This window comes from Chromatocurvus halotolerans, from assembly GCF_004340525.1.
Lineage (GTDB): Bacteria > Pseudomonadota > Gammaproteobacteria > Pseudomonadales > Halieaceae > Chromatocurvus > Chromatocurvus halotolerans.
Genome location: NZ_SLWX01000009.1, coordinates 1 through 14,418, shown reverse-complemented (window position 1 = coordinate 14,418; position 14,418 = coordinate 1). Strand labels below are relative to the sequence as shown.

Sequence of the window (14,418 nt, the reverse complement as noted above, 5' to 3'; positions counted from 1 at the left end):
CTCACTCCCGGTTCTTGCGCGCGTCCCTGAGCTCTTTGTCCTTGTAGCTGTAGCCGGTGTTGCGGCAACCGAGGCAGCGCACGAAGGTGGTTTCCGCGGGGCCGAGAACGAGGGTTTCCGCCGACTCGCTGACATGACCCGCCATTGCGGTAAACGGCAGACTGACGACAAAAGCCGCCGCACCTACCGCCGTCATTACCAGACCTATCGGTCGCGCGACAACAAGATCTCCGACCATGGCAAAGGGGTCGGGGGTTTCATCAACCGCCTGCGCAAACGCGCGGGGCACTGCCAATGACGTGACCATGAGCGCACCCAGGGCAGCGGCGCCCAGAACGTTTCGCAATCGCCGGTGTTGCATGCCAGTCTCCTGTGGAACCGATCCACCTGTGTTATTTATCGGGTTAGTGTAGCCCCTTCAACGCTGGCAGGCTACGCAGTAGACAGTGCTGCGCTGCCCCAGGCGCTTCTCACGCAACAGCGCACCACAGCGCTTGCAGGGCTGTCCGTCCCGCCCATAGACCCAGAGCTGCTGGGCGAAGTAGCCCGGCTTGCCGTCGCCACCGACAAAATCGCGCAGTGTCGTGCCACCCTGCGCGATCGCGGCGCCAAGCACCTGCCTGATGCAGCTGGCCAATCGCTCGTAGCGCGCCAGCGAGACGCGGCCGGCGGGGCGCGATGGCGAGATACCGGCGAGGAAAAGGGCTTCGGAAGCATAGATGTTGCCGACTCCCACCACAACGCGGCCATCCATAATGAAGGGCTTCACCCCCGCGCGACGCCCGCGCGAAAGGCGGTACAGATAACGCCCGTCAAAGGCGTCACCCAGGGGCTCGGGGCCAAGGTGAGTCAGCAGCGGATGGGGCGTCTCGCCGGCGGGCAGCCAGTGAAAGCTGCCGAAGCGGCGAGGATCGTTGTAGCGCAGCCAGAGATCGTTCTCCAGCCTGAGGTCGATATGGTCATGCAGCAGCAGTGGCGTGGACGGGTGCACCATGCGCAGCGAACCGGACATGCCCAGGTGCACCATGAGCTCACCGCGCGCGGTCTGGAAAAGAAGATACTTGGCCCGACGCCGGACATCGTTGATGGTGCTGCCCACCAGGCAGGTCGCCAGATTCGACGGCACAGGCCAGCGCAACCGCGACTCGCGCACCACCACCGAGTCTATGCGACGGCCAGCGACATGTGGCGAAAGGCCGCGACGCGTCGTCTCCACTTCAGGCAGCTCAGGCATTGCCCGCGCCTGTCGCAGTGACGCGCCCCGGCCATCGACGCGGCAGGCAGGCAAAAAAAACCCCGGCGCAGGCCAGGGCTTCTCGACGCCAGTACACGACGGCTTACTTGATCTTGCCTTCCTTGTACATGACGTGCTTGCGCGCCTTCGGATCGTATTTTTTCATTTCCAGCTTGTCCGGCGTGGTGCGCTTGTTCTTGTCCGTGGTATAGAAATGCCCTGTTCCAGCGGACGAAATCATGCGAATCTTTTCTCTCATGCTAATGCTCCCAGGCGCTGCTAGCGCTAGAATTTCTCGCCACGGGCACGCAGTTCGCCCAGGACCTGATCAATACCCTTCTTGTCGATGATGCGCATGCCCTTGCCCGATACGCGCAGGGTAACGAAGCGCTTCTCGGTCTCCACCCAGAAACGGTGGTGGTGCAGATTGGGCAGAAACCGACGGCGCGTGCGGTTCTTCGCGTGCGATACATTGTTACCGGTGACCGGACGCTTGCCGGTGACCTGACAGACTCTTGCCATTGCTCTCTCCTTGGAGGGACGACGCACCGGTTGTGGCCGTGCCCTGGCTCCCCGTGCCCCACTGCAGCGGGTGATTCGGGAAGACACTGTTTGTTCTGGGCGGTTTGCGCCTTTCTAAGGACGCCAGGCAGTCCGAAAAGGGAGTGCCCGCCGCGCGGAGCGCGACTTTATACCAGAACACCCGGGGCTGCGCAAGCCACTTTTCGCCGCGAACACGGTCTGACCGCCGTCGCCTGCGGTCTATCCTGGCCGCCCCGCCTGTGCGTCAGCGCCCAGCCCGGCCAGCGCCTGTCGCAGGACCTGCTGTCCACGCCACAGCACCATCTCCCGCCAGCTCCGGTCATCGGGGCAGAAATGCTGGCGAATCGGCGCGCGCCCTGACACGCCGCGATCACCCGCCATCCAGCGACGATGATCGTCAATGATCACGGCGAGCAGTTCCTGCATCGCGTAGCTGCCAAACTCGAGGGTGATAAAGCAACCATCCTCCCGCATGAAAGGATGGAAAGCGAAGTCGATCAAGCCCAGCTTGGGTACGGAGAACGAGGTTCCCGCCAGCGGCAAGGCCACACCGCCACCGTACCAGCGCCGGGCGGCAACGGTACCGGGACTGTCGGGTTCATGATCACAGATCAGTTCACCGTGGCCGAAGGGTCCGAGTCCCGTGTGGATGTCGATCACCGCCAGACGCCTGCCGGCGAGACCGCGCTCCGCAATCAGGTGCTCGAGCAGCCTGCGGGCGTGGCTCGGTTGGGTGCCACCATAGAAAGGGCCCGCGGGATCGGCGTATTGCCCACCACTGACCGCGAACTCGAGGGCCGATTGGCCGTGTCTCTGTGCGTACGCCGCCAGCGCCATGCGGCATTCCGTCGGGCCCGCAAACAGCGCATCGCGAAGCTCGGTATACCCCCCGTTCTGTGGCAGCGGGGCGGTGAAGTCCACCACGTTGCGATTGAGGTCGACACCCTCATGGTCACAGCGGCGCAGCCAGGCTGCACCCCAGGGATTCAGCAGATGCACCATGAGAATGGCCGTGTTCTCCGGCAGCGGCGGCAACGCCTGCAGAAACGCCGACTGCACGGCGCTACCGGCGAATCCCTCGACGCCGTGGGTCCCGGATATCACGAGCAGCACGTTACCGGCGGTGGCATCCCCCAGCCAGGCAACGTCTGTCTGCAGAGCCTCGCCACGGGGCCCCGAAGCCGGACAGCTGACCGCGCGCAGCGCAATATCCGGAAGGCCCTCACAGGCGGTATAAAAGCGCTCGCGTGCCCCCGGATAATCGTCGGCAAACAGGCGGATATCCACCGGCAGGCGGTCGGCGCCGGATAACGCTGCCATCATGCGGCTCTCTGCAGGGGCGCGTGCAGCCAGGGTGGCTGCCGCCATGCGGTTACTCTAGGCCAGCCGCAGCCTGCAAACAATGGTTGTTGCGGTGAACAGCGACCGACCGGGCAGCCAGGGCCACGCAGCTCAGAGGAGGCCAGACTCGGCGAAGGAATAGGCCTGCCCCCGACCGATGATGATGTGGTCGAGTACGCGAATATCCAGCAGCCCCAGTCCCGCCTGCAGCCGCTCGGTAATGCGGCGATCCGCGGCGCTGGGCTCGGCGATTCCCGAGGGATGATTGTGCGCGAAAATCACCGCGGCGGCGCGATACTGCAGGGCGCGAACCGCCACCTCCCGCGGATAGACCGCGGCACCGTCCAGCGTACCGAAAAACAGGTCTTCGCAACGCAGCAGGCGGTGCTGACTGTCGAGGAACAGGCAGGAAAAGATTTCCCGCTCCCTCGCGGCCAGGTGATGCTGCAGGAACTGTCGCGTGCGCCGGGGGCTGGACATGACGTCCGCCTGTTTGAGGTGCTGCTCCACCGAGCGTCGCGCCAACTCCATGGCGGCCTGCAACATGGCGTACTTGCCCGGGCCAACGCCGGGTTCATCGGCCAGTGCATTGGCATCCATCGCCAGCAGCGTGGCCAGGTCACCGGCGCGATGCAGCAGGGCCATCGCAAGATCCAGGGCAGAGCAGCCGGCACGACCGGTGCGCAGCAGAACGGCCAGCAACTCAGCGTCAGACAGGGCGGCCGCGCCGCGCTGCAGGAGCTTGTCCCGCGGACCTTCGCCGCGCGGCCAGTCACAGATCGCCATGATGAGCTCCTCCCTGAGCCTCTCCGGGGACAGTGTGAAAACCGGGTTCAGAATGCTATCTTCGCTTTCTGGTACCGCCCCATTGTCCCAGCCCGAAGGCGCAAATGGCACATCTTTTCAATCGCAATGTCCTGTTGGGCGTGTGTGGTGGCATCGCCGCCTACAAATCTGCCCAGCTGGTCCGTGAGCTGCAGGCGCTGGGCGCCAACGTCCGTGTGATCATGACGCGCGGGGCAGAAGCCTTTATTACCCCGCTGACGCTGCAGGCGCTGTCCGGCAACCCGGTGCACCGGGAACTGCTGGATGAGCAGGCCGAGCGCGGCATGGGGCACATCGAGCTCGCGCGCTGGGCTGACCTTCTGCTGATTGCGCCGGCCACCGCCGATCTGATGGCGCGCCTGGCAGGTGGTCGCGCCGATGACCTACTGAGCACCGTGGCGCTGGCAACGCCTGCACCGAAGATGCTGGCACCGGCGATGAACCAGCAGATGTGGCGGGACCCTGCCACGGCTGCCAACACCGAAACCCTGGCCGCCCGCGGCATTTTGCTGGTAGGGCCCGATGCCGGCGATCAGGCCTGTGGCGATATTGGCCCCGGACGCATGAGCGAGCCGTCGGCCATCGCCGGCCGTGCTGCTGCGCTATTCACCTCCGGTGCGCTCGCCGGCCTGCGCGTGGTCATTACCGCCGGTCCGACCCGGGAGGCACTCGACCCGGTTCGCTACCTGAGCAATCACAGCTCCGGCAAGATGGGATTCGCACTGGCTGAGGCCGCGGTCGACGCCGGTGCTGTCACGCAGCTGATCAGCGGCCCGGTCACTCTGGATACACCGGCCCACGTCAGTCGCCGCAACGTCGTGAGCGCCCGGGACATGCTGGCTGCCAGCGAGGAGCTGGCCCCACACTGCGACATCTTTATCGCCTGTGCGGCGGTGGCGGATTACCGGCCGCTTCAGGCGGCGGCCACGAAAATAAAGAAGATCCATGCAGACAGCATGGAACTGGCGCTGGTGCGCAACCCGGACATCGTGGCCACTATTGCTGCCCTTCATCCGCGGCCTTTCACCGTGGGCTTTGCCGCGGAAACCGGCGACCCCGTGGATTACGCGCGGGACAAGCTGCAGCGCAAGAATCTCGATCTGATCGTCGCCAACGATGTCTCACGCAGCGACATTGGCTTCAACAGTGACAGCAATGCCGTGACCCTGGTCTGGCCCGCCGGCAGCAGGGTCCTCGACATGGCGTCGAAGAACACCATCGCCCGCGGGATCATTACCGCCATCGCTGACCTGTATACCCACCGGGGCCAGGAAGGGGCCGTTCCACAAAGCCCGCCACCGTAATACACTGGCGGACCAGGCCACCAGCGCCGGAAACCAGGGCACTATGCTGAAAAAAGAAGCCAAAAAACACCAGGCAGCGCGTGATGCCCACGGTATTACCGCGCAGGGCAATGGCCTGCACACAATTACGCTGCACAGTCTTGCGCTGGTGGCCGTTACCCTGGCTGGCGTCGTGGCGTTCCTGCTGATGGTGCGCCAGCCAATGATGGAACGCGAGATCGTGAGCCGTGTCACCGGCGGCTTCGCGGAGCAGCGGGCGCAGGCCATCGCGGGCACTCTTGCATCATTGCGCGAGCGGGCGATCCGCGCATCGCGGGGTGCCCTGGTGAGTCAGGCACTGGCGGAGGGTTCCATAGCGGCCATCACCGATGCCGAAGCGTACCTGCGGGAAGCTTTCCCGGAGGCTGTCAGCCTGCGGCTGCTGCCGCTCTCTGAAATGGGTACCGCCGAGCAGTCAAGTAGCGGGCTGGGGCTGCGCAATCATATCGAAATCGACCTGGTGCGGCGCGCAAGCAACGGTGAGCAAGCGGGGCCCGAGGCTTATCAGGTCGACGATCAGTGGTTGATTTCCATCGCCGTTTCCGGAGCACAGTCCCGCGCTGCGGAAGCCGACCGTCAGGCCGTGCTGTTGCTGACCCTGTCACAGTCGTTTTTCGACGCCGCGCTCGCTATCGGAGACGGCAGACAGGGCGAGCTGGCGATTGAACAGCGCTACGTCGGCGCGCGGAGCAATAACAGCACCGTCATTGCCGGAAGCCAGCCGACGGGGCAGGATACGGCGCGCGGGCCGATCGCGGGCACCTCCTGGACGCTACTTTTCACGCCCTCCACATCACTGCTGGAGGATCTGCGCAGCGGCGTCAGCGCTCCTCTCGCCAGCCTCGGACTGTTGGGACTCGCCGGTATTGCGGCGCTGCTGCTGGTCATGCTGCGCTATCCCACCCTCCTGAGAGCAGAGGTCGCACGCACCGTATCCGCCGCCGAGCACCGCACGCCCTTTACGCTGCGCGCGCCGGAGCTACTGCCGCTGGCGCGCGAGCTGCGCAAGCTCACGCTGCGGCGGGCACGGCTGGACGCCGCTGGCAGCGTCCCCCGTGTTGCGCCCGCCATCACCAGCGGCGATACCCCACGCAGTGCCCCGGTCACCAGCGTCAGCGGCCCGGCGACATCGCTTCCCGGGCACATTTTCAGGGCCTATGACATCCGCGGACTGGCCGAGCAGGAGCTGGATGACGAAACCGTCTACCGGATCGGTGCCGCGATAGGAACCCTCGCCGGCAGCATGGACGAGCAGACGCTGGTGCTTGGCTACGATGGCCGGGCAAGCAGCGGACGCATCAAGGCGGCGCTGGAAAAAGCGCTGCTGCAATCCGGCCGGGATGTCATCGACATTGGCCTGGTGCCAACCCCGTTGATGTATTTCGCCACGCACCACACGAACACCCCATCCGGCGTCATGGTTACCGGCAGCCACAACCCGGCAGACTACAACGGCCTGAAAATCGTCCTGCAGAAGCAGACGCTGGCAGAAGGCAGCATCGAAAAAATCCGCAGCCTGGCCCTGTCAGGCAAATTCAGCCGCGGCAATGGCCACATGATCCAGCAGGACATCATCCCCGATTACCTTGATGAGGTGATTGGCGACATCGCCATCGCCATGCCGCTGAAGGTCGTTATCGACGCCGGCAATGGAGCAACCGGCCACATCGCACCGATGCTGTTCGAGGAACTGGGCTGCGAAGTGGTGCCGCTCTATTGCGAGGTGGATGGTCGCTTTCCCAATCATCCGCCGGACACCGGCAACGAAGAGAACCTGCGCGACCTCGCCGCCGCGGTCACCCGCGAATCCGCCGATTTCGGCATTGCCTTTGATGGCGATGGCGATCGCGTGGCCGCCGTGACCGGCACGGGTCGCATCGTGCGCGCCGATTCACTGCTGATGCTGTTTGCGCAGGATGTAGTAGCGCGCAATCCGGGGGCCGACGTCGTGTACGACGTCAAGTGCAGCAACCATCTGGGCCAGCTCATCACCCGCCTTGGTGGCCGCGGTGTTCTGTGGAAAACCGGACACGCGCTGATGAAGCAGAAGATGGTCGAAACCAATGCGATTCTCGGCGGCGAATTCTCGGGCCATCTGTTTTTTGCAGACCGCTGGTTCGGGTTTGACGATGGCATGTACGCAGCCGGGCGGCTGGCAGAGATTCTCAGCGGCGGCGACGGCACGCTGGACGAGCTGGTCAGCGCTTTACCGTCTGCCTCCAGCACTCCGGAATTCATACTGCCGGTGGATGAGGAGAAAAAATTTGCCCTGGTCGATCACTTCCGGGAGCAGGCGCGCTTCCCCCATGGTCGGGTGAACGATCTGGACGGGGTTCGCGTTGACTTTAGCCACGGCTGGGGACTGCTGCGCGCCTCCAATACATCCGCCGCGCTGACCGCCCGCTTCGAGGGCAACGATGACAGCGCGCTGGAAGATGTCATGAGCGTCTTCCGGGAGCAGCTCGGCATTGTCCACCCGGACCTCGAGATCAACTTCTAGGAGACCCAGGCGCCATCTGAGCGCCGCACTGCCATGTCACTATCCCCCGACGCCGCAATGAACGTCGCCAAGGTTCTTACCGAGGCACTTCCCTACATACAGCGCTTCACCGGCAAGACCATTGTGGTCAAGTTCGGCGGCAACGCCATGGTCGATCCACTGCTTCACGAAAGTTTCGCCCGCGATATCGTTCTGATGAAGCTGGTTGGCATGAACCCGGTTGTCGTTCACGGTGGCGGTCCGCAGATTGGCGCGCTGCTGGAAAAGCTGAGCATTCCCAGCGAATTCGTCGACGGCATGCGGGTAACCGATACGCAGACGATGGACGTGGTGGAGATGGTGCTTGGGGGCCGCGTCAACAAGGAGATCGTTACCTCGATCAACCGCGCCGGCGGCAAAGCGATCGGGGTTACCGGCAAGGACGGCGGTCTGATCCGCGCTGAGCGCCTGCAGATTACCCGGCAGGGCCCGGAACTGTCGGCACCGGAAATCATCGATATCGGTCACGTCGGCGACGTCCGGCAGATCGATACCGAAATGCTCAACGTCATCCTCGACAGCAATTTCATTCCGGTCATCGCACCGATTGGTGCCGACAACGTGGGCAACACCTATAACATCAATGCCGACCTGGTAGCCGGCAAGATAGCCCAGGTCATGCAGGCGGAGAAACTCATGCTGCTGACCAACGTTGCCGGACTGATGGACCGCCAGCAGAAGGTGCTGACCGGTCTCAGCACGGCGGAGGTGGATGCGCTCATTGCAGACGGAACCGTGCACGGCGGGATGCTCCCCAAGATCAGCTGCGCCCTCGAGGCGGTGAAGTCGGGAGTTGGCAGCGCGCATATCGTCGACGGCCGGGTCGCACATGCCGTGCTGCTGGAAATCTTCACTGACGAGGGTCTGGGCACGAAGATCACCCGACGCGGCGCCTGAGCGCCGCTGACATATGGCTGCCGAGTTGCGGCGGCATCACTCCGTGGCTACGATGTAGCTTCAGCAAAGCGAGCCTTTTTCATGGTGCAGAAAAAATCCCAGCGTCGCCAGGACATCCTTGAGGCGCTGGCAGAGATGCTGGAGTCCAGCCCCGGTGAAAAAATCACCACGGCGAAGCTGGCGGCGCGGGTGGGCGTCTCGGAAGCTGCGCTGTACCGGCACTTTCCCAGCAAGGCCAAGATGTTCGAAGGGCTGATCGAGTTCATCGAGGACAGCCTGTTCCAGCGCGTCGCCCTTATCCTGCGCGAGGAAAACACGGCGGCGGAACGCTGCGGCAACATGCTGATACTGCTTCTCAGCTTTGCCGAGCGCAATCCCGGAATGTCACGCATCATGAACGGGGATGCCCTGGCCGGAGAAACCGAGCGCCTGCATCAAAGAGTGCTGCAGCTTTACGAGCGTTTTGAGACCCAGATAAAGCAGGTGCTGCGCGAGGCCGAACTGCGCGAGGGACTGCGTCCGGTGCTGCCCCTCCCGGCGGCGGCAAACCTGCTGGTGGCGGCAGCCGAGGGCCGCATCACCCAGTTTGTACGCAGCAATTTCCGACGATCACCGACGGAAGACTGGTCGCTGCAGTATCAGTATCTGATGCAGAATTTTTTCCGCGAGGCCGTGGCGGCCGCGCCGGGCCCTGGCGCAACGTCAGCACTAAAGGAATCCACCGGATAGGTGCTGCGGCCGGCGAGGTGCGGCCGGCGAGGTGCGGCCGGCAAGGTGCGCTCCCTTCTCGACGGGATTGCAGACGCTGCGTCACTGCGCGTTCATTGCGCGGCGTATTTCAACCAGTTCGAGCAGCGTTGCGAAGCGATCGATATCGCGCTGGTAATCTGCCTCGACCGCCGCGATTTCCCGCTGACGGTCGGCAATACTGCGTTCGGTGGCACTGATTTCTGCCTGCACGTCGTCGATTGCCTTCAGATGCGACTCATCGACGGTGCCGCCGCGGCGTTCCTGATCGGCAGCCTCGGCCTGGTAGTTTTCGACCTGCTGCTTTAACGAGCGCTGTTTGCCCTTGAGGATGCTGACCCGGATTCGCAGATCCCGCAGCGCACGGTCACGCGCCGCTTCGATGTCCTCTATCGTGCTGTAGCGCAGAAGCAGTGACTCATCCCACTTTTGCAGTCGCTTGCGCTCGGCTTCTGCCTCGCTGTCCCTGCGCTGCTGCGCGTCCATGTCGGCGCGGGCTTCGTCATCGAGGATGGGCGGTACAACGTCAATCAGAACGCCTTTCTCGTTGAGGACCTCATAACCCAGCGCAACCTGCTCAGGGGGTACCTGATAGCCAATGACATGGTTACCGTCCTGGTTGACATAGCGATACATCTCGCGGGATTCTGCCGGAAGCGGCAGCACAAGAAGCGCGCACAGAACAAGAAGCGGAATCGCTGTCTTCATACCTGTCCAATATAGGGGCAACGCGACCCTCTACACAAGCCAGCGGCCCATTAGTTGGTACACTGGACACCGTATTTCGTGCGGTAGTTCCGCATTGCTGCAAGAACACCATCCTGGGCGAGATCACCGTCCTGCTCCACGTATTCGATGATATCCGACATGCCTATGAGGCTGATGACCGGCGCGCCGTGTGTCAACTCAATCTCCTGCACTGCCGAAAGGACTCCCTGACCGCGCTCCTGCCGGTCCAGGCCTATCACGACGCCCGCAAAGCGCGCTCCCGACTGCTCAATCAGGCCGATGACTTCCGTCACGGCCGTACCGGCGGTCATCACATCGTCGATCACCAGCACGCGCCCGTCCAGCGGCGCACCCACCAGTACGCCGCCCTCACCGTGCGCCTTGGCTTCCTTGCGGTTGTAGGCAAAAGGCACATCGCGACCATGATGATCAGACAGCGCGATCGCCGTTGCCGTCGCCAGGGGGATTCCCTTGTAGGCCGGACCCAACAGCACATCGAATTCGACACCCGCCTCAACGATACACTGCGCGTAATATCGGCCCAGTGCGGCGAGAGCGGCGCCGGTGGCAAAAGCGCCCGCATTGAAGAAGTAGGGGCTTGTGCGCCCTGACTTCAGGGTGAACTCACCGAATTTGAGCACATTGTGCTCGCGCGCCAGCGCAATGAAATCTTCCTGATAGCGTTTCATTGGGAACGTCCCCGGGGTGTCTGGCAGGCGCCAGGCCTGCAGCAGGCGATGGTGGCAACTGCGGCCAAATGAGCGAAGCGAGTATTCTGACACGCCGGGATTCGGTATCATAGTCACCGCGAGGCGGGGGATTACCAATGAGAATCATCAGTTTCAGTGCCGATGGCTTGAAGCAGGCGGCGAAACGAGGTCTTTACGACTGGATAGCGGAGCAGGATGCGGACTTCATCTGCATTCAGGATATCCGCTGTTCGGAATACGACCTGCGCAGCCAGAAATACTTCCCGCCCGAGTATAACGCCTATTTTTTTGACGACATTGATGGCAAGAAGAATGGCGTGGCGCTGTACTGCCGCAAGCTGCCGAAAGCCATCATGACCGGACTCGGTTTCGCCGATTTTGATATGCAGGGGCGCTACATACAGGCGGACTACGAGCGGCTCAGCGTCGGCTGCCTGCTTGCGCCCAGCGCCAGCGCTGACGATGCCGACGCACTGGCACGCAAATCCGAGTTCTTCGAGCTGCTAGGCAACCACCTGCAGAAAGTGCGCAACAAGCGCCGCGAATTCATTATCTGCGGCAACTGGCACATCGCACATACCGCCGCCGATCTGCAGAATGCCGTTGAAAATGGCAACAAGCCCGGATTCCTCGGGGAAGAACGCCAGTGGATGGACGAGCTGTTCAGCAGCGGCTATGTGGACGCTTTTCGCGAGGTAAACACCGATCGTGATGAATTCACCTGGTGGCCCGACGATGACAGCCGCGAGAACAACGGCTGGCGCACGGACATGCAGGTGGTTTCACAGAGCCTGAAATACCAGATTGAATACGGCGCCATCTACAAGGTACAGGCGTTCTCCAGCCACGCGCCGGTCATCATGGATTACGATATCGAACCCTGACGCCACACGCGGCGGTGCGCCCGGCGGCTAACCTCCCGCCAGCGCCGCCCGCTGCAGCGCGAACAGTTCCTGTATGCCATCGGTGGCGAGGTCGATCATGGCGTTGAGGGCTTCGCGCCCGAACAGCGCGCCTTCTGCCGTGCCCTGTACCTCGATAAAGCCCCCTGCATCGGACATGACGACATTCATGTCAGTCTCTGCGCGCGAATCCTCGTCATAGTCGAGATCGAGCACCGGCACGCCTTGGTAGACGCCTACGGAGACCGCAGCCACCATGTTCTTCAGGGGGTCGGACAACAGCGCCTTGCTGCGCTGCAGGCCATTCAGTGCGTCCACCAGCGCCACGCAGGCACCGGTGACAGAGGCCGTGCGCGTGCCGCCATCGGCCTGAATGACGTCGCAATCAACGGTGATGGTGTTCTCACCGAGCTTCTTCATATCCAGCGCCGCGCGCAGCGAACGGCCGATAAGCCTCTGGATTTCGAGCGTGCGCCCACCCTGACGTCCACGGCTGGCCTCGCGCGCCATGCGACTGCCTGTGGATCGCGGCAGCATGCCATACTCTGCCGTCACCCAGCCCTGGCCGGTGCCGCGAAGGAAACGAGGCACGCCGGGCTCGACGGAAGCGGTACAGATAACGCGGGTACCACCAAAAGAAACCAGCACGGAACCCTCGGCGTGCCGGGTGTAGCCGCGCTCCAGCGTCACGGTGCGCAGGGCGTCGGGCTGTCGTCCACTGGGTCGTTGCATGCCGGGGTCTCTCCGTTGACGAAAACGCGGCAGTATACAGAAGCACCCCGCCGGCGTCCGCACTAGGTCACCGCGCAGCTGCAGGAGGGAATCGCTTGCTGATACTATCGGCGCTGCAGATTTGGGGAGGTGGCAATGTCCAGCATCAGCAGCATGACGGCATTTGCCCGCGGCGAGAACGCGGGCGCGGGGGGAACCGTCATTGTTGAAGTGCGCAGCGTCAATCATCGCTACCTCGACAACCACTTCAGGCTTCCCGAGGAACTGCGTTCCCTGGAACCGCGGCTGCGCGAGAGCCTCGCAAGACAGCTGAACCGCGGCAAGGTGGATTGCTCGATTAAGGTCCTGGAGGAATCCGCGGGGGCAGCGGCCCTCGTGCTGGACGAGCCGCTGCTCACCCGCCTGCTTGACGCCGGTGCCATCGTCGCGGCCCGCCTGGGCCACAGCGCGCCCATGGACCCCTTCGCGGTTCTGCAGTTTCCCGGCGTGATGCGCACACCGCCGACAGACAACGACGCCTTGCAGACAGGCGCGCTGCAGGCATTCGATGCCGCGCTTGCCGCACTCGTGACAACCCGCGCTGTCGAGGGCAGACAGCTCGCGAGACTTCTGGAGCAACGCCTGGATGCCATGCTCGTCGAGACGAAAAGCCTGCGCCACCAGCTCCCGCTGCTGCAGGCGAGGCTGCGGGAGCGCCTGCAGCAGCGACTCGACGCGCTCGACATCGACGTCGACAGCGGGCGACTTGAGCAGGAGCTGGTCTACCTGGCCCAGAAATCCGATGTGGAAGAGGAGCTGGACCGCCTGGAGACCCATGTCGATGCCGTGCGACAGGCGCTGAAGGCCGGCGGCCCCTGCGGCCGCCGCCTCGATTTCCTGATGCAGGAGCTCAATCGCGAAGCAAATACGCTGTCGTCAAAGTCTACAGATGCCGGTTTGACGGCCAGCGCGGTCGAGCTGAAGGTCCTGATAGAGCAGATGCGCGAGCAGGTGCAGAATATTGAATGATATTCCATGAATGCTCATGAAATAAAAATATATATAAATATTAATGGTTTAAGTAGAATTAACATTTCATAAGCTTTCAAAAGTGTTCGTATGATTGCACCATAACGGTGACAGGAATGGTGGCATAAAGCATGCTCTTATGCCATATTTAGCCTCCCTGTCACCACATTAGCAATCCAATGAATGACGCTCAGATAAAAGCAAAACTCAAAGCTGCCTCCCCAGGTAAATTTACCGTTGATAGGGGCTTATACTTTCGCGTTACGGTAGAAGGCAGCGGTTTCTGGATTCTCCGCTACACCACTCACGGCAAACGCAGGGAATTCACCCTCGGCCGCTACGGCAAGCCCCCTGAAGGCATGCCCCTAGCAGAGGCGAAATTAGCAGCAGCGCAAACCAGGGCAGAGATCAAAAAGGGCATTGACCCCATTGCTGAAAAGAAACGATCAGAACTCACCAAAATCAAAACCATCAATGACGTGGCGGCTGACTGGCTTGCAGACTGCAAAAACCGGTTGGAGAATCCTCAAATCCCTGAGCGGGTTTACCGAAAAGATATTAAGCCTAAGATCGGCGAGCTTGCCGTAGATAGAGCAAACGCAGGAGATATTCTGAGCATTATTCGCTCAATTGTTGGTTGCCGTTTAAAACTGACCCAGGATTTCCATCCAATTCTGACCCGGGTTACGGGTGCCCAGTATATCTAGGCGTCTGTGGATAAGTCTGTTTTTTCGGGTTCGTTCTCTCCTTCATCGGGCTGGGTCGTTGCCGGCTTTCTCCGCTTGCTGTTGCCGCTTGCCAGGCTGTGACGGAACCGCCAGGACTCGTTGCCGGTTTCCACAATGTGGCAGTGGTGGGTGAGACGGTC

General features: G+C 62.4%; 16 protein-coding genes and 1 pseudogene. 7 read left to right on the top strand and 10 right to left on the bottom strand.

The window, feature by feature from the left end; translation table 11 throughout:
* Window position 1 precedes the first annotated feature (1 nt).
* The 6 genes from EV688_RS10955 to radC form a co-directional block, all read right to left on the bottom strand.
* Window positions 2–361: a hypothetical protein gene (locus tag EV688_RS10955; protein WP_117318385.1), complete on the bottom strand. Its 360-nt coding sequence runs from the start codon at window positions 359–361 to the stop codon at window positions 2–4.
* A 57-nt stretch (window positions 362–418) separates the two neighbouring features.
* The gene (gene mutM / locus EV688_RS10950; RefSeq protein ID WP_117318387.1) at window positions 419–1,234 is read right to left on the bottom strand and encodes a bifunctional DNA-formamidopyrimidine glycosylase/DNA-(apurinic or apyrimidinic site) lyase; all 816 of its coding nucleotides are present in this window, start codon (window positions 1,232–1,234) and stop codon (window positions 419–421) included.
* Window positions 1,235–1,337: 103 nt separating this feature from the next.
* The gene (gene rpmG, locus EV688_RS10945; RefSeq protein WP_117318389.1) at window positions 1,338–1,493 is read right to left on the bottom strand and encodes a 50S ribosomal protein L33; all 156 of its coding nucleotides are present in this window, start codon (window positions 1,491–1,493) and stop codon (window positions 1,338–1,340) included.
* Between the two features lie 26 nt (window positions 1,494–1,519).
* Window positions 1,520–1,756, bottom strand: coding sequence for a 50S ribosomal protein L28 (gene rpmB / locus EV688_RS10940; protein ID WP_117318390.1), 237 nt, complete (start codon window positions 1,754–1,756; stop codon window positions 1,520–1,522).
* A gap of 240 nt (window positions 1,757–1,996) precedes the next feature.
* Window positions 1,997–3,100: a DUF2817 domain-containing protein gene (locus EV688_RS10935; RefSeq protein ID WP_205686657.1), complete on the bottom strand. Its 1,104-nt coding sequence runs from the start codon at window positions 3,098–3,100 to the stop codon at window positions 1,997–1,999.
* 129 nt (window positions 3,101–3,229) lie between these two features.
* On the bottom strand, window positions 3,230–3,904 hold the full coding sequence (radC, locus tag EV688_RS10930) for a RadC family protein (protein WP_117318392.1): 675 nt from the start codon (window positions 3,902–3,904) through the stop codon (window positions 3,230–3,232).
* A gap of 104 nt (window positions 3,905–4,008) precedes the next feature.
* Between radC and coaBC the strand changes: the two genes are divergently transcribed.
* The 4 genes from coaBC (at window position 4,009) to slmA (ending at window position 9,451) form a co-directional block, all read left to right on the top strand.
* Window positions 4,009–5,247 carry a bifunctional phosphopantothenoylcysteine decarboxylase/phosphopantothenate--cysteine ligase CoaBC gene (gene coaBC, locus EV688_RS10925; protein WP_117318394.1) on the top strand — a complete coding sequence of 413 codons (1,239 nt, stop codon included), beginning with the start codon at window positions 4,009–4,011 and terminating at the stop codon, window positions 5,245–5,247.
* Window positions 5,248–5,290: 43 nt separating this feature from the next.
* Window positions 5,291–7,786 carry a phosphomannomutase/phosphoglucomutase gene (locus tag EV688_RS10920; RefSeq protein WP_117318396.1) on the top strand — a complete coding sequence of 832 codons (2,496 nt, stop codon included), beginning with the start codon at window positions 5,291–5,293 and terminating at the stop codon, window positions 7,784–7,786.
* 33 nt (window positions 7,787–7,819) lie between these two features.
* Complete coding sequence (argB, locus tag EV688_RS10915; protein ID WP_117318398.1) at window positions 7,820–8,722, top strand: acetylglutamate kinase; 903 nt, start codon at window positions 7,820–7,822, stop codon at window positions 8,720–8,722.
* An 81-nt stretch (window positions 8,723–8,803) separates the two neighbouring features.
* Window positions 8,804–9,451, top strand: a complete 648-nt coding sequence (slmA, locus tag EV688_RS10910) for a nucleoid occlusion factor SlmA (RefSeq protein WP_117318400.1) — start codon at window positions 8,804–8,806, stop codon at window positions 9,449–9,451.
* Window positions 9,452–9,532: 81 nt separating this feature from the next.
* Here the strand turns inward: slmA and EV688_RS10905 are convergent, their stop codons facing one another.
* Together EV688_RS10905 and pyrE are read right to left on the bottom strand one after the other, a co-directional pair.
* Window positions 9,533–10,177 (bottom strand): HlyD family secretion protein, encoded by a 645-nt coding sequence (locus EV688_RS10905; protein ID WP_240624377.1) that lies wholly within the window; start codon window positions 10,175–10,177, stop codon window positions 9,533–9,535.
* A 50-nt stretch (window positions 10,178–10,227) separates the two neighbouring features.
* A complete protein-coding gene (gene pyrE / locus EV688_RS10900) occupies window positions 10,228–10,887 on the bottom strand; it encodes an orotate phosphoribosyltransferase (RefSeq protein WP_117318402.1) in 660 nt (219 codons plus the stop codon).
* A 137-nt stretch (window positions 10,888–11,024) separates the two neighbouring features.
* On the opposite strand from pyrE, the gene EV688_RS10895 reads away from it, so the two are divergent.
* On the top strand, window positions 11,025–11,792 hold the full coding sequence (locus EV688_RS10895) for an exodeoxyribonuclease III (protein WP_117318404.1): 768 nt from the start codon (window positions 11,025–11,027) through the stop codon (window positions 11,790–11,792).
* A 27-nt stretch (window positions 11,793–11,819) separates the two neighbouring features.
* Here EV688_RS10895 and rph read toward each other — a convergent pair whose 3' ends face one another.
* Window positions 11,820–12,542 (bottom strand): ribonuclease PH, encoded by a 723-nt coding sequence (gene rph / locus EV688_RS10890; RefSeq protein ID WP_117318406.1) that lies wholly within the window; start codon window positions 12,540–12,542, stop codon window positions 11,820–11,822.
* Window positions 12,543–12,677: 135 nt separating this feature from the next.
* Between rph and EV688_RS10885 the strand changes: the two genes are divergently transcribed.
* Complete coding sequence (locus tag EV688_RS10885) at window positions 12,678–13,550, top strand: YicC/YloC family endoribonuclease (protein ID WP_240624378.1); 873 nt, start codon at window positions 12,678–12,680, stop codon at window positions 13,548–13,550.
* Window positions 13,551–13,729: 179 nt separating this feature from the next.
* A complete protein-coding gene (locus EV688_RS10880) occupies window positions 13,730–14,257 on the top strand; it encodes an Arm DNA-binding domain-containing protein (RefSeq protein WP_131917631.1) in 528 nt (175 codons plus the stop codon).
* A gap of 94 nt (window positions 14,258–14,351) precedes the next feature.
* Here EV688_RS10880 and EV688_RS17955 read toward each other — a convergent pair.
* A pseudogene (locus tag EV688_RS17955) lies at window positions 14,352–14,418 on the bottom strand (ATP-binding protein); the annotation flags it as partial.

Bases quoted from the DNA above. Each gene is read 5' to 3' on its own strand.
- mutM (WP_117318387.1), bottom strand. From the start codon at position 1,234: ATGCCTGAGCTGCCTGAAGTGGAGACGACGCGTCGCGGCCTTTCGCCA.
- EV688_RS10905 (WP_240624377.1), bottom strand. From the start codon at position 10,177: ATGAAGACAGCGATTCCGCTTCTTGTTCTGTGCGCGCTTCTTGTGCTG.
- EV688_RS10895 (WP_117318404.1), top strand. From the start codon at position 11,025: ATGAGAATCATCAGTTTCAGTGCCGATGGCTTGAAGCAGGCGGCGAAA.
- EV688_RS10955 (WP_117318385.1), bottom strand. From the start codon at position 361: ATGCAACACCGGCGATTGCGAAACGTTCTGGGCGCCGCTGCCCTGGGT.
- radC (WP_117318392.1), bottom strand. From the start codon at position 3,904: ATGGCGATCTGTGACTGGCCGCGCGGCGAAGGTCCGCGGGACAAGCTC.
- EV688_RS10935 (WP_205686657.1), bottom strand. From the start codon at position 3,100: ATGATGGCAGCGTTATCCGGCGCCGACCGCCTGCCGGTGGATATCCGC.
- pyrE (WP_117318402.1), bottom strand. From the start codon at position 10,887: ATGAAACGCTATCAGGAAGATTTCATTGCGCTGGCGCGCGAGCACAAT.
- EV688_RS10880 (WP_131917631.1), top strand. From the start codon at position 13,730: ATGAATGACGCTCAGATAAAAGCAAAACTCAAAGCTGCCTCCCCAGGT.
- EV688_RS10920 (WP_117318396.1), top strand. From the start codon at position 5,291: ATGCTGAAAAAAGAAGCCAAAAAACACCAGGCAGCGCGTGATGCCCAC.
- rpmG (WP_117318389.1), bottom strand. From the start codon at position 1,493: ATGAGAGAAAAGATTCGCATGATTTCGTCCGCTGGAACAGGGCATTTC.
- rph (WP_117318406.1), bottom strand. From the start codon at position 12,542: ATGCAACGACCCAGTGGACGACAGCCCGACGCCCTGCGCACCGTGACG.
- EV688_RS10885 (WP_240624378.1), top strand. From the start codon at position 12,678: ATGTCCAGCATCAGCAGCATGACGGCATTTGCCCGCGGCGAGAACGCG.
- coaBC (WP_117318394.1), top strand. From the start codon at position 4,009: ATGGCACATCTTTTCAATCGCAATGTCCTGTTGGGCGTGTGTGGTGGC.
- rpmB (WP_117318390.1), bottom strand. From the start codon at position 1,756: ATGGCAAGAGTCTGTCAGGTCACCGGCAAGCGTCCGGTCACCGGTAAC.
- slmA (WP_117318400.1), top strand. From the start codon at position 8,804: ATGGTGCAGAAAAAATCCCAGCGTCGCCAGGACATCCTTGAGGCGCTG.
- argB (WP_117318398.1), top strand. From the start codon at position 7,820: ATGTCACTATCCCCCGACGCCGCAATGAACGTCGCCAAGGTTCTTACC.